Origin of the sequence: Serratia sp. 4542 (assembly GCF_016805595.1) — a bacterium.
In the GTDB taxonomy this organism is placed as follows: Bacteria; Pseudomonadota; Gammaproteobacteria; order Enterobacterales; family Enterobacteriaceae; genus Serratia; species Serratia nevei.
This window is the reverse complement of the sequence record NZ_RXKV01000005.1, coordinates 82,631-106,962: the sequence shown is the minus strand read 5'-3', so window position 1 is coordinate 106,962 and position 24,332 is coordinate 82,631. Positions and strand designations below refer to the sequence as shown.

The following is a 24,332-nucleotide window of genomic DNA, read 5'->3' as shown; positions in this document are numbered from 1 at the left end:
TCATTTGTTCCCGCTCGCCAGCGGTGGTAAAACGTCATTAATAAAGGCAACGCCATCAAAAACTGTCGTCGCCATAATAATTGGTTACAATACCCTTACTTTTTGTATTGAACGCGATAATGATAATTACTATTATTTGCGCTCACTTTATTGCATGACCTTATGGATGAATACCGCCGACGGCGTGGCATTTTCGCCGGCAACGTCCAATTATCATCAGCCCGATGTTCATCGGCACCCGGAAGGTTAATCACATGCAGCTTCAACCTAAACGCACGTATAAGATTGTCGGCTTTTCCGGTGAAATTGCGCCGGCCTACCGCCAGAAACTGTTATCGCTCGGCATGCTGCCCGGCTCTTCGTTCGACGTGGTGCGCGTCGCGCCGCTGGGCGATCCGATAGAAATTAAAACTCGCCGCGTCAGCCTGGTGCTGCGCAGGAAGGATCTGGCGCTGCTGCAGCTCGACGGCCAGTCCTGAGCCGGCACGCCCTCCGTTTGCCGACGCGCCCTTGCGCCGGCGCTGTTCTCCTTGAAGACGACACGCTGAACTATGAAAAAACTCACCATCGGCTTAATCGGTAACCCGAACTCCGGCAAAACCACGCTGTTCAACCAGCTGACCGGCGCACGCCAACGGGTCGGCAACTGGGCGGGCGTGACGGTCGAACGCAAAGAAGGCCATTTCACGACCCCGCAGTCCGACGTGCGGCTGGTCGATTTGCCGGGCACCTATTCCCTGACCACCATTTCAGAGCAAACCTCGCTCGATGAGCAGATCGCCTGCCACTACATTTTGAGCGGCGACGCCGATCTGCTGATCAACGTGGTCGACGCCTCCAACCTGGAGCGCAACCTCTATCTGACGCTGCAGCTGCTGGAGCTGGGCATTCCCTGCATCGTGGCGCTGAACATGCTCGACATCGCCACAAGCCAGCATATCGATATCGACGTCGCCGCGCTGTCGGCGCGCCTCGGCTGCCCGGTGGTGCCGATGGTCTCCACCCGCGCCGACGGCATCGGCGTGCTGAAACAGATGATCGACAATCACCACATCAACGAACAGCAGGCGCTGGTGAACTATCCGCCGCGGTTGCTGAAAGAGGTCGCCACGCTGAGCGACGCCATGCCGCAAACGCTGCCGGCAGTACAGCGCCGCTGGCTGGCGCTGCAGATGCTGGAAGGCGACATCTACAGCCACCGGCTGGCCGGCCCCGCCGTCGCACTGCTGCCTGCAGCCACCCAGGCGTTGCAACAGCAGCAGCAAGAAGACCCGGCGCTGGTGATCGCCGACGCGCGCTACCAGTCTATCGCCGCCCTGTGCGACGCGGTCAGCAACTCGCAGCAGGCGATGCCCAACCGCCTGACCGAGATGCTGGATAAAGTGATCCTCAACCGCTGGCTGGGCGTGCCGATCTTCCTGCTGGTGATGTACCTGATGTTCCTGCTGGCGATCAACATCGGTGGCGCGCTGCAGCCGATCTTCGATATCGGCTCGGCGGCGATCTTCATTCAGGGCATTCAGTGGCTCGGCTACACCCTGCACTTCCCCGACTGGCTGACCGTTTTCCTGGCGCAGGGCATCGGCGGTGGTATCAACACCGTGCTGCCGCTGGTGCCACAGATCGGCATGATGTACCTGTTCCTGTCCTTCCTGGAGGATTCCGGCTACATGGCGCGCGCGGCGTTCGTGATGGACCGTCTGATGCAGGCGCTCGGGCTGCCGGGCAAATCCTTCGTGCCGCTGATCGTCGGCTTCGGCTGTAACGTGCCGTCCATCATGGGTGCCCGGACGCTGGACGCCCAGCGTGAGCGCTTGATCACCATCATGATGGCGCCGTTCATGTCATGCGGTGCCCGTCTGGCGATCTTTGCGGTGTTCGCCGCCGCCTTCTTCGGCCAGGACGGCGCCGGGGTGGTGTTCTCGCTGTACATGCTCGGCATTGCGGTGGCGATCCTCACCGGTCTGGTGCTCAAATACACCATCATGCGTGGCGAGGCCTCGCCGTTCGTGATGGAGCTGCCGGTCTACCACGTGCCGCACCTGAAAAGCCTGCTGCTGCAAACCTGGCAGCGGCTGAAAGGCTTCGTGCTGCGCGCCGGTAAGGTGATCGTGGTGGCCAGCATGTTCATCGGCGGCCTGAACAGCTTCTCGTTCAGCGGCAAGACGGTCGACAATATCAACGACTCCGCGCTGGCCTCGGTCTCCAAGGTGTTGACGCCGCTGCTGCAGCCGATGGGCGTCCACAGCGATAACTGGCAGGCCACCGTCGGTCTGGTGACCGGCGCGATGGCGAAAGAAGTGGTGGTCGGCACGCTGAACACGCTGTACACCGCCGAGCACATCAACAAAGAGGCGTTCGACGCCGCCAACTTCAACCTGCTCAATGAGCTGGGCGGCGCGCTGAACGAAACCTGGGACGGCCTGAAAAACACCTTCAGCCTGAGCGTGCTCTCCAACCCAATCGAAGCCAGCAAGGGCGACGGCGAGATGGGTGTCGGCTCGATGGGCGTAATGAGCAGCAAATTCGGCTCCGGTATCTCCGCTTACAGCTACCTGATCTTCGTGCTGCTGTATGTGCCTTGCGTCTCGGTGATGGGCGCCATCGCTCGTGAATCGAGCCGCGGCTGGATGACCTTCTCTATTCTGTGGGGGCTGAACGTAGCCTACTCGCTGGCGACGCTGTTCTACCAGGTGGCCACCTTCAACCAACACCCACAGTACAGCCTGACGGCGATCCTGGTGGTGTTGGCGGTGAACCTGCTGGTGCTGTTCGGCCTGCGCCGGGCGCGCAGCCGCGTTACGGTGCGCCTGGGCAACGCTACGCCGGCGGCCTGTTGCCAGGGCGCCAAGGGGAGCTGTCACTGATGGCCGGGCTGCTGCAGGTGCGCGATGCGCTGGCGCTGCTTGGCAGCGCTCAGGCACAGCAGCTCAGCCAATCGCTGGCGACGCCGCTGCCGTTGGTGCAGGCGATGCTGGACCGTTTGGCGGCGATGGGAAAAGTAGAGCGTATCGAACAGGATGACGGCGCCTGTCTGAGCGGCAGTTGCAAAGGCTGCCCGCAGGGCCAGGGGTGCAGCACGGTTTTCTACCGGCTGAAGGCCTAACGATCAGGGGCGCCGCAGCGGCGCCCCTTGCCGTTGAAGGCTTATTGCTTGTCTTTGTAAACTTCAGCGATGGCGCTGAATTTACCGTGCTCGCGGCCTGCCAGGATCACGTAGTATTGACCGCCCTTTTCGTCCGCCAGTTTGGACAGCTCATCCTTGGCATCCATCGGCGAGGTGGTCTGCGCCGTGGTGGTCACGGTGCCGATCTTCTCGTATTTACCCGGGTTCTTATCCAGATCTTCCTTGGTCAGCAGGGTTGCCGCCATGGAGCCGAAAGACACCGAACCCAGCACTGCCGCTGCAATAATCATCTTCAATGATTTCATGACACTAACCTCTCAATGGATAATTTATCTGTTATGAAAGCCGTCAAGAATCCATGCGTAGTACAGCAGGCTGCCGCGACATCCTCAGGCCTCGTTGCTTTCCCTGACGGGGCCTGTTTCCCAGAGACGAAACGCCAAAATGAAAAGCGCCGCACGCGGTCTTTTCATTTTGCAGCCAACGCATTGACTCACTAAGTATCGAACAGCTTTGTCTTTTATCCACCCAGCGGCGTTTTTTTTCGCGCCCTATCGTGCGTTTTACCGCCGCATTCAATGTGCTGCAATAAACGCTTCGATCATCGTCACAAATTCGTCGGGATGAGAGATAAACGGCGCATGGGCGGCTTTGGCCACGACCTGCGACGTAGAATTCGGCCAGGCCGCGTCGAGCAGCTCGGCGACCTTGCGCGGCACCAGACCGTCCAGATAGCCGTAAATACGCAGTAGCGGCAGCTCCAGCGCGGCCAACGGCGCACGCAGATCGGCGGTGCGCAGGATCTCCAGCCCGCCGTTCAACACCTCGACGCTCGGCGTCGGCTGGTTGAGCACCACCGCTTTCAGCTGGCGCGCATCCTGACGCGCGCTCTCGGTGCCCAGCGTCTGCAACGCCAGAAAACGCTCGACGGTGCGCTGGAAATCCAGGCTCAGCTGGTGCTGAAAACCGCTCAGCACGTCCGGGCGGATCCCCGGCCACTCATCGCGGGCGGCAAAGCAAGGCGAAGAGGCCACGGTGATCAAGCCCTTGAGCCGCTCAGGTTGCATCAACGCCGCCTGGCTGGCCACCAGCCCGCCGAGCGACCAGCCTAGCCACCAGGCCTGCGACGGGGCGGCCGCCAGCACAATTTCCGTCATCTGCTCCAGCGACAGGGCGCCGAACCCCTGGCTGCGGCCGTATCCCGGCAGATCGACCAGGTGCAGGCGAAAATGCGGCGCCAGTCGCGCCTGAATGCAACTCCACACTTCGGCGTTCAATCCCCAGCCGTGCAGCAGCACAAGATCGCGTTCGCCTTCACCTATTGTTTGCCAGTACAGCGCTGTCATTGGTTATTGTCCTTTCATGCTTATCCGTCTCGGAGGCTCTATGCTATCAATCCGCAGCCGCTGTTGGCTATGCCGACAGCCGTTGAGCCTGATGCGTCATGGCATCTGCAGCTGCTGCCTGCGCCATCTGCCGGCCAGCCCCCCGTGTTGCCCGCGCTGCGGGTTGCCCGCCGGGGAGACGCAAACGCCCTGCGGCCGCTGCCTGCAACGGCCGCCGCCCTGGCAACGGCTGGTGTTCGTCGGCGACTACGTTGCGCCCCTCAGCCAACTGGTAAAGAGGTTCAAGTTTCACCGCGCGCCCGAGCTGGCCCCGGCGTTGGCGCGCATGATGCTGTTGCGCTGGCAGCAGGCGCGCAGAGAGCAGTATCTGAACAGACCCGACCTGATTTTAGCGGTACCCTTGCATGCATCACGCTGCTGGCGCCGCGGCTATAACCAGAGCGATCTGCTGGCCCGGCCGCTGGCGCGCTGGCTGGGCTGCCCCTATCGGCCCGCCGCCTTGCGCCGGGTACGCAAGACCGCCCTGCAACAGCGGCTGAGCGCCGGAGCACGCAGGCGCAATCTGCAGCGCGCGTTCGTCTGCACCGTCTCGGTCGCCGGCCGGCATATCGCCCTGGTGGATGACGTGGTGACCACCGGCAGCACCGTCGCGGAGATCGCGGCGCTGCTGCGGCGGCAAGGCGCCGCCTCGGTGCAGATCTGGTGCGTTTGCCGCACGTTGTAGTGCCACGGCAATGGGCGTATTATAACCGACTATAGAAGTCAACTATTGAGCTAATGCTATGATCCGTATAACAGATGCTGCACAGGAACACTTTGCCAAACTGCTGGCAAATCAAGAAGAAGGCACCCAAATCCGCGTATTCGTGATCAACCCGGGCACGCCGACGGCCGAATGCGGTGTCTCTTATTGCCCGCCGGACGCGGTAGAAGCGACGGATACCGAACTGAAGTTCGACAAACTGTCCGCCTATGTCGATGAGCTGAGCGCGCCGTATCTGGAAGACGCCGAAATCGACTTCGTGACCGACCAGCTGGGTTCTCAGCTGACGCTGAAGGCGCCGAACGCCAAAATGCGCAAGGTCGATGACAACGCGCCGCTGATGGAGCGCGTGGAATACGTGCTGCAGTCGCAGATCAACCCACAGCTGGCGGGCCACGGCGGCCGCGTGACGCTGATGGAGATCACCGACGACAACATGGCGATCCTGCAGTTCGGCGGCGGTTGCAACGGCTGTTCGATGGTCGACGTCACGCTGAAAGAAGGCATCGAGAAAGAGCTGCTGCAGAAGTTCCCGGAGCTGAAGGGCGTGCGTGATTTGACCGAGCACCAGCGCGGCGAGCACTCTTACTACTGATACCCGGCGCTCGCGCCACGGTAGATAACACAATGCCGGAAGGGGGAACCCGTTCCGGCATTGTCGTTTTTAGCCCACCGACACCTTGCGCCGCCGTTTGTCCAAATCCTTCAGCAGCCGGTTTATCCGCGGATCGGCGAACATCTCCTCCAGCGTTTGGGTCAGCTTGCGCCGCCAGTTAGGGTACTGGTCACTGGTGCCGGGAATATTGACCGGATTGGCCATGTCCAGCCAGTCTTCCGGCTGCAGGCCGAGCAGGGCGCTGGCGCTGTCGGCGACATAACGCTGCAGGCCGCGGTTAAGCAGCGGGCTCATGCCGAGCAGCGCCGCCCTCTTGCCCACCTTCTGCGGCACGCAGCCATAGCGATGCAACCCGTCCAGCAGCCCTTGCTTGGCGCGTTCCCGATCGGCGAACAGCGCCCGCAGGATCTCCGCGTCCGGATAGAGCCCCAGTCGGTTGCCCAGCGTCAGATCGCCGCTTTGCCAATAGCCGCGCAACGTCGGCAGATCGTGGGTAGTGATGGTCGCCATCGCCTGCACCGGATAGGCCTGCGGCGCGCGGAAATGGTGTTCACCGTCGCTTTCGAAATACAGCACTTTGTAGGAATAGACGCCGCTGTCGCGCAGCTTGCCGACGATCTCTACCGGCACGGTGCCGAGATCCTCGCCGATCACCATGCAACGGTGGCGCTGGCTTTCCAGCGCCAGCACCGCCAGCAGATCGTCCACCGGGTATTTGACGTAGGCGCCGCGATCGGCGGTTTCGCCATAAGGGATCCACCACAGCCGCAGCAGCGCCATGACGTGATCGATACGCAGCGCGCCGCAGCTGCTCATGTTGGCGCGCAAAAGATCGATGAACGGCTGATAACCGCGCGCCGCCATCACGTGCGGATCCATCGGCGGCAGGCCCCAGTTTTGCCCCAGCGGCCCCAGGATGTCCGGCGGTGCGCCGACCGACGCTTTCAGGCAGTACAGCTCGCGGTCGCACCAGGTTTCCGCCCCGCCTTCCGCCACCCCGACCGCCAGATCGCGATACAGACCAATCGGCATCTGCTGCTGCCGGCTCTGCTCAAAACACTGCGCAAACTGCGTGGCCGCCAGCCATTGCAGCCACAGGTAAAAGCGGACCGCGTCCTGATGTTCGTCGCAGAACTGCCGCACCGCTTCGCTCTGCCCCCGCCGATAGCCCTCGGGCCAGGCCGGCCATCCCCACTGGCTGGCGTCTTTGGCCGCCAGGTGGGCATGCAGTGCGTCGAACGCCGCCTGCTGATACAGGCTGTCGCCGCCCTCAGTCACGAACCGTTCGAACGCCTGACGCTGCGCGTCGTTCGGCTTGCGCGCCTGAAACAGCGGGAACGTCAGCTTCAGCGCCGCCAGCTTCAGCTGCATCACGGCGGTGTAATCCACCCACTCCGCGGCGCGCGCCTTGGCCAGCTGCTTCTGCGTCGCCGGCTTCTGCCACCAGCGCTGCGCTGCGTCGCTGCGCTGGAAATCCTCCACCGCGTTGACGTCGATATACGCCAGATTCAGCCAGCGGCGCGACGAGGGGCTGTAAGGGCTGGCGCTCTCCGGGTTGGCCGGATACAGCGCATGGATCGGATTGAGACCGACGAAGGCACCGCCGCGCTCCCCCACCTGCTCCACCATCAGACGCAGATCGCCGAAATCGCCGATGCCCCAGTTGCGATCGGAACGCAGCGTATACAGCTGAACGCAGGCGCCCCACAGTTTCTTGCCGGTCAGCAAGGCGTCCGGCTCGAAGCAGCGCCTCGGCGCGACGATCACTCGGCATGGCCACTGCCGTGCGCCCTGGCTCAGCGTCAATTGGTGATACCCCGCCGGCAGGTCGCCGGGCAGCGTCAGGGTCTTGCGCGCGCCGACGCGCCCCTGCAGGCATTCGCCGTCTTCACGCTGCAGCACCCACAGGTAGTCGCCTTCGCCCGCCGGGGTCAGCGCCAGCGGCGCGCCCTGATAGAACACCTTAACCGCCGGCAACGGCGATGCCGCCCCTTCCTGCGCGGCATCGGCCCGGTTCATGGCCGCCAGCAGCTTGCGCTTGGTCTCCGGCTCAATCGCCTGCCGCTTGCCGTGGGCATTGATGAAATCGGCAGCGATCCCCGCCTGCGCTGCCGCCTGATCGATACGCTTACGATCCATTCGCTCTCCTTAACGTTTGGCTTGCCAGATGCGCTGCTGGTAATCGCGAATCGAGCGATCCGAGCTGAACATGCCGACGCGCGCAGTGTTAAGGATAGTCCGCCGCGTCCATTCGTCCCGGTCGCGGTACAGTTCGTCGACCCGGCGCTGCGCCTGGCAGTACGAGGCGAAGTCCGCCAGCACCAGATAGGGATCGCCGCCTTCCAGCAGGCTGTGCAGCATCATGTCGAACGCGTGCTTGTCGCCGTGGCTGAACGCGCCGCTCGCCAGCTCGTCCAAAATCGCCTTCAGGTGCTTGTCTTTCTTGCGGTAGCTGAGCGGATCGTAGCCCTTCGCCAGTATCGCCTTCACCTGCTCCACGGTATTGCCGAAGATAAAGATATTGTCTTCGCCCACCTGCTCGGCGATTTCGACGTTGGCGCCGTCCAGCGTGCCGACCGTCAGCGCGCCGTTCAGCGCCAGCTTCATGTTGCCGGTGCCGGAGGCCTCTTTACCGGCGGTGGAGATCTGCTCGGAGATATCCGCCGCCGGGATCATCAGTTCGGCCACCGACACGCGGTAGTCGGGAATGAACGCCACTTTCAGGCGATCTTTCACCAACGGATCGTTATTGATCTTCTCGGCCGCCTGGTTGATCGCGTAAATGATGTTTTTCGCCAGGTAGTAGCCCGGCGCCGCCTTGGCGCCGAACAGGAAGACGCGCGGCACGATGTCCAGATTCGGGTTGTCGCGCAGCTGGCGATACAGCGACAGGATGTGTAGCAGGTTCAGGTGCTGGCGTTTGTACTCGTGCAGACGCTTGATCTGCACGTCGAAAATCGCGTCCGGATCGAGCGTCAACCCCATCACGCCGTGCACGTAATGGGCTAGCGCCACCTTGTTGTCGCGTTTGATCTGCTGATAACGCTGGCGGAACGCCGCGTCGTCGGCGAATTTTTCCAGCCCGCGCAACGCGTCGAGATCGTTCGCCCATTCCACCTTCAGCGTCTCGTCGATCAGGCCCGACAGCGCCGGGTTGCACTGTTTCAACCAGCGACGCGGCGTGATGCCGTTGGTGACGTTATGGAATTTGTTCGGCCACAGCTGGTGATATTCCGGGAACAGATCCTTCACCACCAGATCCGAGTGCAGCTGAGCCACGCCGTTGACTGCAAAGCCGCTGACCACGCACAGGTTGGCCATGCGCACCTGCTTGTTGTGATGCACCGCCAGTTTGGCCCACACCGCCTCGTCGCCCGGCCAGTGCTTATCCACCTGCTTTTTGAACCTGGCGTTGATCTGTTTGATGATGGAGAAATGGCGCGGCAGCAGGCTGCGCACCAGTTTTTCATCCCAGCACTCCAGCGCTTCCGGCATCAGGGTGTGGTTGGTATAGGCGAAGGTGTTGCTGGTGATCGCCCAGGCCGCCTCCCACTCCAGCTGGTGTTCGTCCAGCAGAATGCGCAGCATTTCCGGAATGGCGATGGTCGGGTGGGTGTCGTTCAGCTGGATCACTTCGTACTTCGGCAGCTCTTCAATCTTGCGGCCGGCCTGATGGTGCTTGCGCAAAATGTCCGCCACCGAGCAGGCGCACTGGAAATACTGCTGCATCAGGCGCAGGCGCTTGCCGGCCTGATGGTTGTCGTTCGGGTAGAGCACCTTGGTCAGCTTGTCGGCTTCTACGCCCTGCTTCTCCGCCTGCAGGAATTTGCCGTCGTTGAAATCGCTCAGGTTGAACGGATGCTGATGGGTCGCCTGCCACAGGCGCAGCGGCTGCGCCACGCCGTTGCGATACCCCAGCACCGGCAGATCCCAGGCTTCGCCGCGCAGGGTGAAGGCCGGGCGCCACAGTTCGCGGCCGTCGGCCTGCTTTTCCAGCTTGCCGCCGATGCCCACGTCCACCGCCAGCGCGGCGTTGTGGCGGAACCACGGGTAGCTCTCGCGCTGCCAGTTATCCGGCGCCTCTTGCTGCTGCCCGCCCTGGAACGACTGGCGGAACAGCCCGTACTGGTAGTTCAGCCCATAGCCGGTGGCCGGTTGCTCCACCGTCGCCATCGAGTCGAGGAAACAGGCCGCCAGGCGCCCCAGCCCGCCGTTGCCCAGCGCCGGATCGGTTTCCTGCTCCAGCAAATCCGCCAGCTTGACGTTCTGCTCCGCCAGCGCCTGCTCGACGGTGTCGTACCAGCCCAGGTTGATCAGGTTGTTCGCCGTCAGCCGGCCGATCAGAAACTCCATCGAGATGTAGTTCACGTGGCGCAGCGGTTTGGCGCTTTTGCGCGGCGCCGGCTGCGCGGCCAACTGCTCGGCCAGCGCCGCACTGACGGCTTCCCACCATTGATGCTGCGTCATCTGCTGTGCGGAACTGAGGCCGAACCGTTGCCACTGGCGGGCAAGCGCCGCCAGAAAAGCATCCTTCTTGAGCGTAGGCTGTGACATAAGGAAAACTCTCTATCCAGTAAGTGGGTCAAATTGCCGCTATCGTGCCGGTGAGAAAGCCTGACGGCATCATCCCGCCTGGGGATTAGCTGGGGAGGAGGATTGGGGCGTAGCTGGAATTGTGATCTCAGGCACTTTTTGACTCCCTTGCAACGATGCAAAAAAGCCCGCCAACGCGTGCGGCGAGCACTGAGAACGTTAACCATGACGTTAGCACAAGTATTCGCACTGCTGAAGTTTTGTCCATGGCCGGAAATGCGATCTGCAACCGCATCGCCGCGCGCCGGCGCCAAACGTAAAAAAGTGTGATCGATAGCAACTTAACTCCAAGCCGATGCGGAAGCTTGTTGCAATACGTTTAGGGTTGGCAGAAGTTAGGGGGAGCTATTAATTACGAACCATAAAATAATTAGCGCCACTCCAATCCCGGCGGGAACCGCGATTTATACCCTGGAATACTATGCTGATCCCATCAAAACTGAGCCGCCCGGTACGGCTGCAAAATACCGTGATCCGCGATCGCCTGCTGGCCAAACTGGCCAGCGCGGGCAACTATCGCCTGACACTGGTCAATTGCCCGGCGGGATACGGGAAAACCACGCTGATCGCCCAATGGGCGGCCGGCAAGGCCGATCTGGGCTGGTATTCCCTGGATGAGAGCGACAACCAGCCGGAGCGCTTCGCCAGCTACCTGATCGCCGCGCTGCAGCAGGCCAGCGGCGGCCGCTGCGTCAAGAGCGAGGCACTGAGCCAGAAGCATCAGTACGCCAGCCTGTCGGCGCTGTTCGCCCAGCTGTTTATCGAGCTGGCCGACTGGCACCAGCCGCTGTACCTGGTGATCGACGACTACCACCTGATCACCAACGACGCCATCCACGAAGCCATGCGCTTTTTCCTGCGCCATCAGCCGGAAAACCTGACGCTGATCCTGCTCTCGCGCACCCTGCCGCCGCTCGGCATCGCCAATCTGCGGGTGCGCGATCAGCTGCTGGAAATGGGTACGCAGCAGCTGGCGTTTACCCATCAGGAAGCCAAACAGTTCTTCGACTGCCGCCTGGCGGCGCCGATGGAGCAGCAGGACAGCAGCCGCCTGTGCGACGAAGTCGAAGGCTGGGCCACCGCGCTGCAGCTGATCGCGCTGTCGGCCCGCCAGTCCGCCTCGTCGGCCCAGCTGTCGGCCAAGCGCCTGGCGGGGCTGAACGCCAGTCACCTGTCCGACTACCTGGTGGACGAAGTGCTGGATCACGTCGATGCCGATGCGCGCGCCTTCCTGCTGCGCTGTTCGGTGCTGCGCTCGATGAACGACGCGCTGATCGTGCGGCTGACCGGTGAAGACAACGGCCAGCAGCGGCTGGAGGAGCTGGAGCGTCAGGGGCTGTTTATCCACCGCATGGACGACACCGGCGAATGGTTCAACTTCCACCCGCTGTTCGCCTCTTTCCTGCGCCAGCGTTGCCAGTGGGAACTGGCGCTGGAGCTGCCGGGGTTGCACCGCGCCGCCGCCGAAGGCTGGCTGGCGCTGGGATATCCGGCAGAGGCCATTCACCATGCGCTGGCGGCCAGCGACGTCAGCATGCTGCGCGATATCCTGCTGCAACACGCCTGGTCGCTGTTCCACCACAGCGAACTGGCCTTGCTGGAAGAGTGCCTCAACGCGCTGCCCTATGAGCGCCTGATCCAGAATCCCAAGCTGGCGCTGCTGCAGGCCTGGCTGGCGCAGAGCCAGCACCGCTACGGCGAGGTCAACACCCTGCTGGAGCGTGCCGAGCGCACCATGCGCGAACAGAAAATCGAGATAGACCAAACGCTGCACGCTGAGTTCGACGCCCTGCGCGCCCAGGTGGCGATCAACGCCGGCAAACCGGAAGAGGCCGAACGGTTGGCGACCGAAGCGTTGAAATTCCTGCCGCTGTCCAGCTATTACAGCCGCATCGTCGCCACCTCGGTGACCGGCGAAGTGCACCACTGCAAGGGCGAGCTGGCGCGCGCGCTGCCGATGATGCAGCAAACCGAGCAGATGGCGCGTCGCCATCAGGCCAACCATTACGCGCTCTGGGCGCTGCTGCAGCAGAGCGAAATCCTCATCGCCCAGGGCTTCCTGCAGGCCGCTTACGAAACCCAGGACAAGGCGTTCGAACTGATCCGCGAACAGCATCTGGAACAGCTGCCAATGCACGAATTCCTGCTGCGCATTCGCGCGCAGATCCTGTGGTCGTGGTCGCGGCTGGACGAGGCGGAAGACGCGGCGCGCACCGGGCTGAAAATCCTGGCGAACTACCAACCGCAGCAGCAGCTGCAGTGCATCGCCATGTTGGCCAAATGCTCGCTGGCGCGCGGCGATCTGGACAACGCCAATACCCATCTGCAGCGCTGCGAAACCCTGCTGCACGGCGCCCACTATCATCGCGACTGGCTGACCAACACCGACAAGTCTCGGGTGATCCACTGGCAGATGACCGGCGACACCGCCGCCGCCGCCCAGTGGCTGCGCCACACCGAAAAACCCGGTATGGCGGATAACCACTTCACGCAGGGCCAGTGGCGCAACATCGCGCGGGTGCAGATTCTGCTCGGCCAGTATGACGAGGCCGGCGTGGTGCTGGATGAACTGAACGAGAACGCCCGCCGGCTGCGGCTGGTGAGCGATCTCAACCGCAACCTGCTGCTCAGCAACCAGCTGTACTGGCTGCAAGAGCGCAAGGGCGAAGCACAGCAGGCGTTGATCGAAGCGCTGTCGCTGGCCAACCGCACCGGCTTTATCAGCCATTTCGTCATCGAGGGCGAAGCGATGGCGCAGCAGCTGCGCCAGCTGATCCAACTCAACACGCTGCCGGAGCTGGAACAGCATCGTGCCCAGCGCATCCTGCGCGACATTAACCAGCATCATCGGCACAAGTTCGCGCATTTTGACGAAAACTTCGTCGATAAGCTGCTGACCCATCCGCAGGTGCCGGAGCTGATCCGCACCAGCCCGCTCACCCAGCGCGAATGGCAGGTGCTGGGGCTGATCTATTCCGGCTACAGCAACGACCAGATCGCCGGCGAGCTGGACGTGGCGGCCACCACCATCAAGACGCACATCCGCAACCTGTACCAGAAGCTCGGCGTGGCCCATCGCCAGGAAGCGGTGCAGCAGGCGCAGCAGCTGTTGAAGATGATGGGGTACGGCGCCTGAGAGTCAGCGCTGGCCGTAATAGGCGCCGGCGCCATGTTTGCGGCTGAAATGCTTTTCCAGCAGATAGTCATCGATCCGCCTTAGGCCGGGGTTAATACCCCGGCTGATCCACGCCATTTTCGCCACCGCCTCCAACACCACGGCGTTATGCACCGCCTCATCCGGCGTCCTTCCCCAACTAAACGGGCCATGCTGATACGCCAGGATACCGGGAATGTGCAACGGTTCACGCCCTTTCAGGGTTTCGATAATAACCCGACCGGTGTTCAGCTCATATTCCCGCGCCACCTCTTCTGCCGTCAGCCCGCGGGTACAAGGAATATCGCCGGAAAAATAGTCGGCGTGGGTGGTGCCGAGCACCGGTATCGCTTCCCCTGCCTGCGCCCAGGCGGTGGCATGGGTGGAGTGCGTATGCACCACACCGCCGAGTTGAGGGAATGCCCGGTACAGCGCCAAATGCGTCGGCGTATCGGACGAAGGCCGCAGTTGCCCCTCAACAACCTCACCTCGCGCATTCACCACCACCATATCCTCAGCCCGCATCGTTTCATAAGGTACGCCGCTGGGTTTGATCACCACCAGCCCACTGGCCCGATCGATGCCGCTGACATTGCCCCAGGTATAGGTCACCAGCCCGTGCTCAGGCAAGGCCATATTGGCTCGGTACACCTGACTTTTCAGTTGCTCCAGCATGCTACCTCCTTATTTCCAACCCGGCCTCGACCATGCGTTCAACCACCCAGGCACGCGCCTCCCGCACCGCCCGCAGCGGATCGTTCGCTTTCTCGCTCCACATCTCGAGCAGATAGGGACCACGATAGCCGCTCGCAAGCAACGTTTCGAAACAGCGTACGAAATCCACTACGCCCTCGCCAAACGGTACATTCTTAAACTCCCCCGGCCGCGTATCCTTAACGTGTACCGCCACGATATGTCCGCGCCCGGCCATGAGCTCCATCGGCACATCGTTGTCCCAGGCAGACAAGTTGCCGATATCCGGGTACAGCTGAAACCACGGGTTATTCAGGTAGTGGGCATAGCCCAGCGCCTTGCTGATCGAGTTCATCAGCGGATAGTCCATGATTTCCATCGCCAGCATGACCTGTGCACGACTAGCCATCTCTACCGCCTGCACCAATCCGGCGCGGAAACGGGTGCGGGTCTGCGCAGTAGACTGCTGGTAATAAACGTCATACCCGGCCAGTTGGATCACCCGGATGCCGGTATCCTGCGCCAGCCGAATAGCTTTTCGCACGATCTCCAGTCCCCGGTCGCGCGTCGTGTCGTCTTCACTGCCCAACGGAAAACGCCGGTGGGCGCTGAGGCATAAAGAAGGCACGCGCACACCGCTCGCCGCAACGGCGCTAACCAACGCGAGCCGCTGTTCAACGCTCCAGTCCAGCCGCGCCAGGCGGCCGTCGCTTTCATCGATCGACATTTCAACGAAATCGAATCCCAACTCACCCGCCAGTTGCAGGCGCGTCAGCCAATCCTCGCCCGGCGGCAACGCTTTCTCATAGATGCCCAACGGCACGGATTTGTGCAACATAACCGCTCCTCAGCCCCACCGCTGGGCGATGACACGTTTAAATTCCCGCGCCGCCGCGACCGGATCGGCGGCATCACGAATGCTGCGCCCGGCGATAAAGACATGGATGGGAATACCTTGGAACAGAGGCAAATCCTCCAGCGCCAGTCCGCCGGTGACCGTCACCTTAAAACCCATCTCGCTCAGGCGACGAACCGCGCGGATATCGTCATCGCTCCAGGATACCCCCGCCGCCTGCGCGTCACGGCTGCGGTGATACACCACCTGACCAATTCCCGCTTCACGCCACGCCTGCGCCTGTTCCCAGGTCCAGAATCCCGTCAGTTCTATCTGCACGTCACCACCGAACTCATGTGCCACCTGCAGCGCGCCCTTGGCCGTATTGATATCGGCGCAGCAGATCACCGTGATCCAATCGGCATGCGCCTCGAAGCACATTCGCGCCAAAATCTGACCCGCATCGGCGATTTTTGCGTCCGCCAACACGATGCGATCCGGATACAGCGCTTTTAAATCGCGTACGGCTCGCACGCCTTCCGCCACGCACAAAATAGTGCCGACTTCGATGATGTCGACTTCGGCCGCGATCAGGCGAGTCGTGTCATAAGCCGCAGCCATGGACAGATTATCCAGCGCCACCTGCAACATCGGTAAATGCGTGTTCATTGGTTGTCTCCTTCAATTCGCCGCCGCCGTAGACGTTTTGTCGATCAACGCCAATACCTCGCTCGCGTGGCGACAGGCCCGCAAGCGATCGAAATTCGCCTCATCTTCAAACAGGTTCACCACTTGCATGATCCCCACCTCCTGATGCGTTTTGGCGTCCACCGCCGCCATGGTGATCAAGATGTCTATCGGATCGTTGTCCTCATCGCCGAAACACACCGGCGTCTTCAGGGTGACTAAGGCGAAGCCGGTTTTCAGCACCCCTTCCTCCGGCCGGCCGTGCGGCATCGCCAGGCCCGGCGCCAGCACGAAGTAAGGGCCGTGCCGTTCGACGCCGGCCAAAATGGCGTCGAAATAGCGGGGTTCCACCACGCCGGCGGCCACCAGCAGATCGACTCCCAGCCGCACCGCCTGGCGCCAGTCGGCAGCCTCCGCCTGCAGTTGGATAGCGTTATTCTGCGCCAACGAATCGCTCAGCTTCATGACTCGCTCCTCACAGCTTCAAATCTTGCGGAAAATGCGCGCCGATGACGTCCATCAGCTTCGGGCCGAAGTCCGCCGCCGAGAGCATATTGCGCACCCCGACCACGTATTTGTTGCCGCTGACGACGATTTCATCCGCGACATGGGTGGAAGCAATGATGATGTCAGCCCCATTCAACTCGGATTTGTATTCCCCCACCGCACAGCTGTTGACCGAATGATCCACGCCTTGCTGCGTTAAAAATTGGTCGACTTTCATTTTCATGATCATGGAACTGCCTTGTCCGCAACCGCATACCGCCAGGATTCGTACCGTCATAATCTGCACTCCTATTAACGTGACGCCGATTCAACCGATTGTTTTTCAGCATCTTCTTCCGCACGCAGGGTGCGTCCGGCGAAGAACATGTACAGCAGGGCGATAACGATCACCACGCCCATAAACCACAGGCCCAGACTCAGCCCTTGCATCAGTGGCGGCGCCAGAATCGACCAGTCCGCCATGCCCATCCAGGCACTTAGCCCAGTCAGTTTGATGGCCCACACGCAGCCGAAGATCTCTATCATTCCCATCACCAGACAGATCTTCATCGCCGCGCGCCAGCCACCAAAGTGGTTAGCGAATACGCCGATGGTGGCGTTAGAAAAGAACATGGGAATGAAACCGGGAATAATCATGATGGAAGAGCCAAGCGCTAACAGTATGCCGACGGCGATCAGTTGACCGATGGTGCCCCACATAAAACCCCACACCACGGCGTTGGGCGCGAAGCTATAAATGGCGGCACAGTCGATGGCCAGTACCGCGCCGGGGATCAGACGTTGGGAAATGCCGTTAAAGGCCTCGGTCAATTCGGCGACGAACATGCGCACGCCCTGCACGATGATGAAAATCGCCACCGCGAACATCAGCCCGGTTTGCAGGATATAGATGCTCCAGTGAGTTTTACCGGCCATCGCCTGCAGAGTGTCCAAGCCGAACGAGCACAGAATGATGCCGAAAAACAGCGTCATCACGATGGCGGTGGACACGATGTTGTCATGGAAAATGTTCAGCCATCCGGGCAGCTTCAGATCTTCTACGCTGTCCTCTTTTTTACCGAGATACGGTGCGGCCTTGTATGCCAGCCACGAAGCGAACTGCTGTTGGTGCCCAATGGAGAAACCGCTGTTTTCCGTTACCGCCTGCGTCGGTTTGAACATCATGTTGGAGGTGATGCCCCAGTACAGTGAAGCCAAGAGCGCACTGCACAATACCGTCGTCCACATGCCGTAACCCAGAATGTAGAAAAATACCGCGATCAGCCCAACCTGCTGAAACATGATGTGGCCAGTGAGCATAATGGTGCGGATGCCGGTGATGCGCCTCAACAACACGTAGAGTATGTTCAGCGCCAATGCCAGCAAGACCGCGTAGCCGACCCAACTATAGGCGTCCCCCATACGTTCGATGGTGGCCATCATCGAGGCATAGGTGTCCGAAATCGCCCCGTTGATGCCGTATACCTCGGACAACTTCGCCACAACGGGTTTGAACGTGCCGGTCAGGATGCCGGAGCCGGCCTGCAATAACATGAAACCGATAATGGTTTTGATCGTGCCTTTGATAATGACCGCCGCGCTTTTGCGCAGCAACGTGTAACCCAACAGCGTAACCAACCCCAACAGCAGCGGTGCATTGGTCATCACCTGGTTAAAAAAGACGGTGAATATGGTGTAAAGAGTTTCCATACGGCTCTCCCGAAAAGGTTGGCATGCAGGTAACGCCTTCACCATACCAATCACAATAAATCACAAAAAGATCATAAATGATTATTTGTGAACAACCTCGCAAGTTAAAAATCAATTCCACTAACATTCAATGAATTAGACGACTCACACTTTATTACCTATTGAATTTAATAGCAGTTAATCAAACGAAAAGGAGAGAAAACGCCGGCGCAGCGCGTAAATTCTGCGGCGTTTACGTGTATTTCGATCGTTGTCAGTTGAAAAAAACGGTGCTAGATTCGATCAAAACAAATCACATAAAATCTTTAAATGATTATTTGTGATTTTATTATCACCACCAACGAGGAAAGACCCATGAGTAAAGTCAACGACATCACCCGCGAGTCCTGGATATTGAACACCTTTCCCGAATGGGGCACCTGGCTGAACGAAGAGATAGAGCAGGAGAACGTCGCGCCCGGTACTTTCGCCATGTGGTGGCTGGGCTGCACCGGCATCTGGCTCAAGTCCGAAGAAGGCGCCAACCTGTGCGTCGATTTCTGGTGCGGCACCGGCAAGCAGAGTCACGGCAACCCGCTGATGAAAACCGGCCACCAAATGCAACGCATGGCCGGGGTGCGTAAACTGCAACCGAACCTGCGCACCACCCCATTCGTGCTCGATCCGTTCGCCATTACCCAGCTCGACGCCGTGTTGGCCACGCACGATCACAACGATCATATCGATGTGAACGTCGCGGCGGCAGTGTTGCAGAACTGCGCCCCCACCGTCCCGTTTATCGGGCCGCAAAGCTGCGTAGATATCTGGATCGGCTGGGGCGTGCCGCCGGAGCGCTGCATCACCGTCAAACCTGGCGACGTGATAAAAATCAAAGACATTGAAATTCATGCGCTGGACGCCTTCGATCGCACGGCACTCATCACATTGCCGGTGGAACAAAAAGCGGCGGGCGTTCTGCCGGACGGCATGGACCTGCGGGCGGTCAACTACCTGTTCAAAACGCCGGGCGGCAACCTTTATCACAGCGGCGATTCCCACTACTCCAACTATTACGCCAAGCACGGCAACGATCATCAGATCGATGTCGCCCTCGGTTCCTACGGCGAGAACCCGCGCGGCATTACTGACAAGATGACCAGCGCAGACATCTTGCGCATGGCGGAATCGCTGAACGCCAAGGTCGTTATCCCCTTCCACCACGATATTTGGTCTAATTTCCAGGCAGATCCGCAGGAGATCCGCGTGTTGTGGGATATGAAAAAGGACCGGCTCAAGTACGGTTTCAAACCGTTTATCTGGCAGGTTGGCGGCAAGTTCATCTGGCCGCAGGACAAAGACAATCTGGAATATCACTACCCGCGCGGGTTCGATGATTGTTTCATCCAGGAACCCGACCTGCCCTTCAAGTCTTTCTTGTAATCAATCGGTGTTGCATACGGATGCGCGCTTTTGAACGGCAATGATTCAAATCGTCAAACGGCGCGCATATAATCGAAGGCAACGACGTTTTTTCTCTCCACGGAGCCCGCATGACAGAGTCCCAACGCCACAACGCTATTCTCGATCTCTTGCAGCGCAAGGGGCAAATCTCCGTGGCGGACGTCATCGCGGCGTTTGACATCTCTCCGGCCACCGCGCGCCGGGACATCAACAAGCTGAATGAAATCGGCAAATTGCGCAAAGTACGCAACGGCGCCGAAGCCACGCAAACTCCGCGCCCGGCCTGGACGCCGCTCAATATCCACCAAACCCAGCACCTCGATGAAAAAATGCGCATCGCGGCAGCGGCGGCACAGCTCTGTCAGCCGGGTGAAAGCGTGGTGATCAACTGCGGCTCCACCGCATTTCTGTTGGGCCGTGAAATTTGCGGCAAGCCGGTTCAGGTGATCACCAATTATCTACCGCTGGCCAATTACCTGATCGATCAGGAACACGACAGCGTGGTGATCATGGGAGGCCAGTACAACAAAACCCAGTCGATTACTCTGGCGCCTCAGGAAGGCGACGCAACCCTGTACGCCGGGCACTGGATGTTCACCAGCGGTATCGGCCTCACCGCTGACGGTTTGTATAAAACCGATATGCTGACCGCGATGGCAGAACAGAAGATGCTCAACTATGTCGGTAAACTGGTGGTGCTGGTCGACAGCAGCAAAGTCGGCCAACGCGCCGGCATGCTGTTCAGCCGCACCGAGCAAATTGCCATGGTGATCACTGGCCGGGCCGCCGATCCCGCCATCGTTGAGCAACTGCGTCAGCAAGGCGTTGAAGTGCTGCTGGTGTGACAAAACCACAACCTTACTCTGGTCTTAAACGCCGCAGAGTTGGTTACAATAGCGGCGTCCCCCAATTACGAGGCAGTCAGCAGTATGGAACAGTTCGAAGCGATCAACGTTGAGCAGGCGTACACCCGCTGGAAAGAGGGCAGCGCCGCCCTGGTCGACATCCGCGATCCGCAAAGTTTTGAAGCCGGGCATACGCCGGGCGCCTTTCACCTCACCAACGCCACCCTGTCGGCCTTTATGCAACAAAACGACTTCGAGCGGCCGGTGATGGTGATGTGCTACCACGGCAACAGCAGCCGCAGCGCGGCGCAGTACCTGCTGCACCAGGGGTTCGACGCGGTCTACAGCATCGACGGCGGCTTCGAGGCCTGGGCCCGCCAGTATCCGCAAGACGTGGAAACCTCTGCCTGATCCCCGCCGCCCGCCATGCGTCGGCGGGCTTCCCCTTCATTTTTGTGCGCGTTTTCGCTGGTTTTTCGCAGATCCGTTTGCCAGCGCTCAGGATTTCGACGTTATAATCGGCCGTCAGGGTCGCCGGCGAGCAAGCCGCGGCCAAAATCATTCACTTACGACGGAAGAGCAATGGTTAGAGTAATCGCCATATCCAACCCGCGCCTGGCGCTGGCCTTTGTCGACTATATGGCGACCCAGGGCATCCGGCTTGAGCTGCGCAACAGCGGCGAGGCGGCAGAAATCTGGCTGGCCGACGACGGCCACCTCGAACAGGTGCAACACGAGCTGCAGCAGTTTCTGGTCGATCCGCTCAACCGCCGTTATCAGGCCGCCAGCTGGCAGACCGGCCATACCGACGCCGGCCTGCACTATCAGAGCGAATCCTACCTGCACACCCTGCGCAGCAAGGCCGGGCCGCTGACGCTCGGCGTGATGGTGCTGTGCATCGCGGTCTACATCCTGATGCAGGTGCTGGGCGACAACACCGTGATGTACTGGCTCTCCTGGCCGCAGGACAGCAGCCAATACACGCAGCTGTGGCGCTGGGTCAGCCATGCGTTCCTGCATTTCTCCCTGCTGCATATCCTGTTTAACCTGATGTGGTGGTGGTATCTCGGCGGCCAGATGGAAAAACGCCTCGGCGCCGGCAAGCTGTTCGTGCTGGCGGTGGTGTCGGCCTTCTTCAGCGGCTGGGCGCAATCGCTGTTCAGCGGCGCGCTGTTCGGCGGGCTGTCGGGCGTGGTCTATGCGCTGATGGGCTATGTGTGGCTGACGGGCGAACGGGCGCCGGAGCGCGGCATGATGCTGCCGCGCGGGCTGATGGTGTTCTCGGTGCTGTGGCTGGTGGCCGGATATTTCGATATTTTAGGAATGTCGATCGCCAACGCGGCACACGTAGCCGGTTTAGTGTTAGGGTTATTGATGGCATTTTGGGATACGCGTCATCGCGCACACAACGAACAATAACAGCCGGGAGCTGTGCCCAGCGGGCACAGCGGGCGTTTTAGGGGATTATCGTGAAGCAAACACAGCGTCATGACGCAATTATCGAGCTGGTGCGCCTGCAGGGTTACGTCAGCACGGAAGAGCTGGTGGAACATTTTGACGTCAGCCCGCAAACGATTCGCCGCGATTTGAATGACCTGGCCGACCAGAACAAGATCCAGCGTCACCACGGCGGCGCGGCGCTGCCTTCCAGCTCGGTCAACGCTGCCTATAACGATCGCAAGGTGATGTGGTCGGAAGAGAAAGCCCGCATCGCGCAGCGCGTCGCCAGCCAGATCCCGGACGGCGCCACGCTGTTCATCGATATCGGCACCACGCCGGAAGCGGTGGCCCATGCGCTGATGAACCACAAGAACCTGCGCGTGGTCACCAACAACCTCAACGTCGCCACCCTGCTGACCGCCAAGGAAGACTTCCGCCTGATCCTGGCCGGCGGCGAAGTGCGCACCCGCGACGGCGGCATCATGGGCGAAGCCACCCTGGACTTTATCTCTCAATTCCGCCTCGATTACGGCATTCTCGGCATCAGCGGCATCGATATGGACGGCTCGCTGCTCGAATTCGACTATCACGAAGTGCGCACCAAACGCGCGATTATCGAAAATTCCCGCTGCGTGATGCTGGTCACCGACCACTCCAAATTCGGCCGCAACGCCATGGTCAACCTGGGTAACATGAATCTGATCGACTACCTGTTTACCGACCAGTTGCCGCCGCCGAGCGTGATGAAAATCATCGAGCAGTACGACGTGCAGCTGGAGCTGTGCTGATCCGCTGTTAACCTGCGGGGCGCGCCGCCGCCCCGTTTCCTCCCCCCCGCCCTCTTCATCGACAGCCGTTTGCGCGCTCGCGCCATATCCACATCATTTATGTGACTATCATCACCAAACTGTTACCTCTATCACGCCTAAATGTTTTTGTTTGGTTAAGTCTTGGCTTGCTTGTTGGTTTTTGATTACAATCATGAGCGAAAACGAACATGAAAGAGCTATTTCGAACATCTGGAGGAAGATGACGTGGAAACCAAAGACTTGATCGTTATCGGTGGCGGCATCAACGGTGCCGGCATCGCGGCGGATGCTGCCGGGCGCGGGCTGTCGGTACTGCTACTGGAAGCGCAAGACTTGGCCTGTGCTACGTCTTCCGCCAGTTCCAAACTGATCCACGGTGGCCTGCGCTACCTGGAACACTACGAATTCCGTCTGGTGAGCGAAGCGCTGGCCGAGCGTGAAGTGCTGCTGAAGCTGGCGCCGCACATCGCGTTTCCGATGCGTTTCCGCCTGCCGCACCAGCCGCACCTGCGTCCGGCCTGGATGATCCGTATCGGCCTGTTCCTGTACGATCACCTGGGCAAACGCACCAGCCTGCCGGGCAGCAAGGGCTTGCGCTTTGGACCAGAGTCGGTGCTGAAGCCTGAACTGAAGCGCGGTTTCGAATATTCCGACTGCTGGGTCGACGATGCTCGCCTGGTGGTGCTGAACGCGCAGGAAGTGGAAAAACGCGGCGGCGAAGTGCGCACCCGCACCAAAGTGACCCGCGCATGGCGTGAAAATGGCCTGTGGATGGTGGAAGCGGTCGATATCGACAGCGGCAAAACCTTCACCTGGCGCGCCAAAGGCCTGGTGAACGCCACCGGCCCGTGGGTGAAAAACTTCTTCGACGACGGCCTGAAGCTGAAATCGCCTTACGGCATCCGCCTGATCAAAGGCAGCCACATCGTGGTGCCGCGCGTGCACGATCAGCCGCAGTCTTACATTCTGCAGAACGAAGACCACCGCATCGTGTTCGTGATCCCGTGGAATGACGAGTTCTCCATCATCGGCACCACCGACGTGGAGTACAAAGGCGATCCGAAGGACGTGAAGATCGACGAGAACGAAATCGCTTATCTGCTGAAAGTGTACAACGATCACTTCAAGAAGCAGCTGGGCCGCGACGACATCGTCTGGACATACTCCGGCGTGCGTCCGCTGTGCGACGACGAATCCGATTCGCCGCAGGCGATCACCCGCGATTACACGCTGGACGTGCACGACGAGCAAGGCAAGGCGCCGCTGCTGTCGGTCTTCGGCGGCAAGCTGACCACCTACCGCAAGCTGGCCGAGCACGCGATGGAAAAACTGGCCCACTACTACCCAAGCTGCGGCCCGGCGTGGACCAAAAACGCCACGCTGCCGGGCGGTGACATCGGCGGCGATCGCGACGACTACGCAGCCAAACTGCGCCGTGCACACGGCTGGCTGCCGGAAGCCCTGGCGCGCCGCTATGCCCGCACCTACGGCAGCCAGAGCGAGCTGATCCTGGCCGGCGCCAACGGCCTCGGCGATCTGGGCGAAGATTTCGGCCACGGTCTGTATGAAGCCGAACTGCGCTACCTGACCGACAAAGAGTGGGTCGTAGAGCTGGACGACGCCATCTGGCGCCGCACCAAGCTGGGTATGTGGCTGGACGACGCGCAGCAGGCGCGGGTGAAAGCCTGGCTGGCGGAACACGCGAAAACGAAAGCGCTGTCTCTGGCTTCCTGAGCCGCAGCGTAACGAAAAAGGGCCGGTTATCCGGCCCTTTTCTTTGCGCTTTCT

22 protein-coding genes are annotated in these 24,332 nt (G+C 60.5%); 12 read left to right on the top strand and 10 right to left on the bottom strand.

Annotated elements, in window-relative coordinates:
* Positions 1–254: 254 nt before the first annotated feature.
* The 3 genes from feoA (at position 255) to EKL15_RS06445 (ending at position 3,106) form a co-directional block, all read left to right on the top strand.
* Positions 255–479, top strand: a complete 225-nt coding sequence (gene feoA / locus EKL15_RS06455; RefSeq protein WP_038878234.1) for a ferrous iron transporter A — start codon at positions 255–257, stop codon at positions 477–479.
* Between the two features lie 72 nt (positions 480–551).
* The gene (feoB, locus tag EKL15_RS06450) at positions 552–2,867 is read left to right on the top strand and encodes a Fe(2+) transporter permease subunit FeoB (RefSeq protein ID WP_100396757.1); all 2,316 of its coding nucleotides are present in this window, start codon (positions 552–554) and stop codon (positions 2,865–2,867) included.
* Positions 2,867–3,106, top strand: a complete 240-nt coding sequence (locus tag EKL15_RS06445) for a FeoC-like transcriptional regulator (RefSeq protein WP_048232091.1) — start codon at positions 2,867–2,869, stop codon at positions 3,104–3,106. Before feoB ends, EKL15_RS06445 begins: the two co-directional genes overlap by 1 nt.
* A 41-nt stretch (positions 3,107–3,147) precedes the next feature.
* On the opposite strand, the gene EKL15_RS06440 is transcribed toward EKL15_RS06445, so the two are convergent.
* Both EKL15_RS06440 and bioH read right to left on the bottom strand, forming a co-directional pair.
* On the bottom strand, positions 3,148–3,432 hold the full coding sequence (locus EKL15_RS06440) for a YdgH/BhsA/McbA-like domain containing protein (protein WP_049202818.1): 285 nt from the start codon (positions 3,430–3,432) through the stop codon (positions 3,148–3,150).
* 270 nt (positions 3,433–3,702) lie between these two features.
* Positions 3,703–4,473: a pimeloyl-ACP methyl ester esterase BioH gene (gene bioH, locus EKL15_RS06435; RefSeq protein WP_064290858.1), complete on the bottom strand. Its 771-nt coding sequence runs from the start codon at positions 4,471–4,473 to the stop codon at positions 3,703–3,705.
* Positions 4,474–4,513: 40 nt separating this feature from the next.
* Here bioH and gntX point away from each other — a divergent pair, with 40 nt between their 5' ends.
* Together gntX and nfuA are read left to right on the top strand one after the other, a co-directional pair.
* Positions 4,514–5,197 carry a DNA utilization protein GntX gene (gene gntX / locus EKL15_RS06430; RefSeq protein ID WP_100396759.1) on the top strand — a complete coding sequence of 228 codons (684 nt, stop codon included), beginning with the start codon at positions 4,514–4,516 and terminating at the stop codon, positions 5,195–5,197.
* Positions 5,198–5,255: 58 nt separating this feature from the next.
* Positions 5,256–5,831 (top strand): Fe-S biogenesis protein NfuA, encoded by a 576-nt coding sequence (nfuA, locus tag EKL15_RS06425; RefSeq protein ID WP_033631902.1) that lies wholly within the window; start codon positions 5,256–5,258, stop codon positions 5,829–5,831.
* Between the two features lie 69 nt (positions 5,832–5,900).
* Here nfuA and malQ read toward each other — a convergent pair whose 3' ends face one another.
* Together malQ and malP are read right to left on the bottom strand one after the other, a co-directional pair.
* Entirely contained in the window at positions 5,901–7,991 is a 2,091-nt protein-coding gene (malQ, locus tag EKL15_RS06420) for a 4-alpha-glucanotransferase (RefSeq protein ID WP_100396760.1), read from the bottom strand.
* Positions 7,992–8,000: 9 nt separating this feature from the next.
* The gene (malP, locus tag EKL15_RS06415; protein WP_055311831.1) at positions 8,001–10,406 is read right to left on the bottom strand and encodes a maltodextrin phosphorylase; all 2,406 of its coding nucleotides are present in this window, start codon (positions 10,404–10,406) and stop codon (positions 8,001–8,003) included.
* 460 nt (positions 10,407–10,866) lie between these two features.
* Here malP and malT point away from each other — a divergent pair, with 460 nt between their 5' ends.
* The gene (gene malT / locus EKL15_RS06410; RefSeq protein WP_060424501.1) at positions 10,867–13,581 is read left to right on the top strand and encodes an HTH-type transcriptional regulator MalT; all 2,715 of its coding nucleotides are present in this window, start codon (positions 10,867–10,869) and stop codon (positions 13,579–13,581) included.
* 3 nt (positions 13,582–13,584) lie between these two features.
* Here malT and EKL15_RS06405 read toward each other — a convergent pair whose 3' ends face one another.
* The 6 genes from EKL15_RS06405 to ulaA are packed head-to-tail and all read right to left on the bottom strand — an operon-like array spanning position 13,585 to position 18,010.
* Positions 13,585–14,271 carry an L-ribulose-5-phosphate 4-epimerase gene (locus tag EKL15_RS06405; RefSeq protein WP_100396800.1) on the bottom strand — a complete coding sequence of 229 codons (687 nt, stop codon included), beginning with the start codon at positions 14,269–14,271 and terminating at the stop codon, positions 13,585–13,587.
* Between the two features lie 4 nt (positions 14,272–14,275).
* Complete coding sequence (locus EKL15_RS06400; RefSeq protein WP_100396761.1) at positions 14,276–15,130, bottom strand: L-ribulose-5-phosphate 3-epimerase; 855 nt, start codon at positions 15,128–15,130, stop codon at positions 14,276–14,278.
* Between the two features lie 9 nt (positions 15,131–15,139).
* Entirely contained in the window at positions 15,140–15,796 is a 657-nt protein-coding gene (locus EKL15_RS06395; RefSeq protein WP_060441395.1) for a 3-keto-L-gulonate-6-phosphate decarboxylase UlaD, read from the bottom strand.
* Positions 15,797–15,808: 12 nt separating this feature from the next.
* Positions 15,809–16,279, bottom strand: a complete 471-nt coding sequence (ulaC, locus tag EKL15_RS06390; RefSeq protein WP_047729674.1) for a PTS ascorbate transporter subunit IIA — start codon at positions 16,277–16,279, stop codon at positions 15,809–15,811.
* 10 nt (positions 16,280–16,289) lie between these two features.
* Positions 16,290–16,598, bottom strand: coding sequence for a PTS ascorbate transporter subunit IIB (gene ulaB / locus EKL15_RS06385; RefSeq protein WP_060441396.1), 309 nt, complete (start codon positions 16,596–16,598; stop codon positions 16,290–16,292).
* Between the two features lie 14 nt (positions 16,599–16,612).
* On the bottom strand, positions 16,613–18,010 hold the full coding sequence (ulaA, locus tag EKL15_RS06380; RefSeq protein WP_060424498.1) for a PTS ascorbate transporter subunit IIC: 1,398 nt from the start codon (positions 18,008–18,010) through the stop codon (positions 16,613–16,615).
* A gap of 354 nt (positions 18,011–18,364) precedes the next feature.
* Between ulaA and ulaG the strand changes: the two genes are divergently transcribed.
* From ulaG to glpD, 6 genes are all read left to right on the top strand, one after another.
* The gene (gene ulaG, locus EKL15_RS06375) at positions 18,365–19,429 is read left to right on the top strand and encodes an L-ascorbate 6-phosphate lactonase (protein WP_060424495.1); all 1,065 of its coding nucleotides are present in this window, start codon (positions 18,365–18,367) and stop codon (positions 19,427–19,429) included.
* Between the two features lie 110 nt (positions 19,430–19,539).
* Complete coding sequence (gene ulaR, locus EKL15_RS06370; protein ID WP_060424494.1) at positions 19,540–20,295, top strand: HTH-type transcriptional regulator UlaR; 756 nt, start codon at positions 19,540–19,542, stop codon at positions 20,293–20,295.
* An 84-nt stretch (positions 20,296–20,379) separates the two neighbouring features.
* The gene (gene glpE, locus EKL15_RS06365) at positions 20,380–20,706 is read left to right on the top strand and encodes a thiosulfate sulfurtransferase GlpE (protein ID WP_004930790.1); all 327 of its coding nucleotides are present in this window, start codon (positions 20,380–20,382) and stop codon (positions 20,704–20,706) included.
* 171 nt (positions 20,707–20,877) lie between these two features.
* Entirely contained in the window at positions 20,878–21,714 is an 837-nt protein-coding gene (glpG, locus tag EKL15_RS06360; protein WP_100396762.1) for a rhomboid family intramembrane serine protease GlpG, read from the top strand.
* Positions 21,715–21,764: 50 nt separating this feature from the next.
* Positions 21,765–22,523, top strand: coding sequence for a DeoR/GlpR family transcriptional regulator (locus EKL15_RS06355; protein ID WP_004930797.1), 759 nt, complete (start codon positions 21,765–21,767; stop codon positions 22,521–22,523).
* Between the two features lie 246 nt (positions 22,524–22,769).
* Positions 22,770–24,278 (top strand): glycerol-3-phosphate dehydrogenase, encoded by a 1,509-nt coding sequence (gene glpD, locus EKL15_RS06350; RefSeq protein WP_100396763.1) that lies wholly within the window; start codon positions 22,770–22,772, stop codon positions 24,276–24,278.
* The last annotated feature ends 54 nt before the right edge of the window (positions 24,279–24,332 follow it).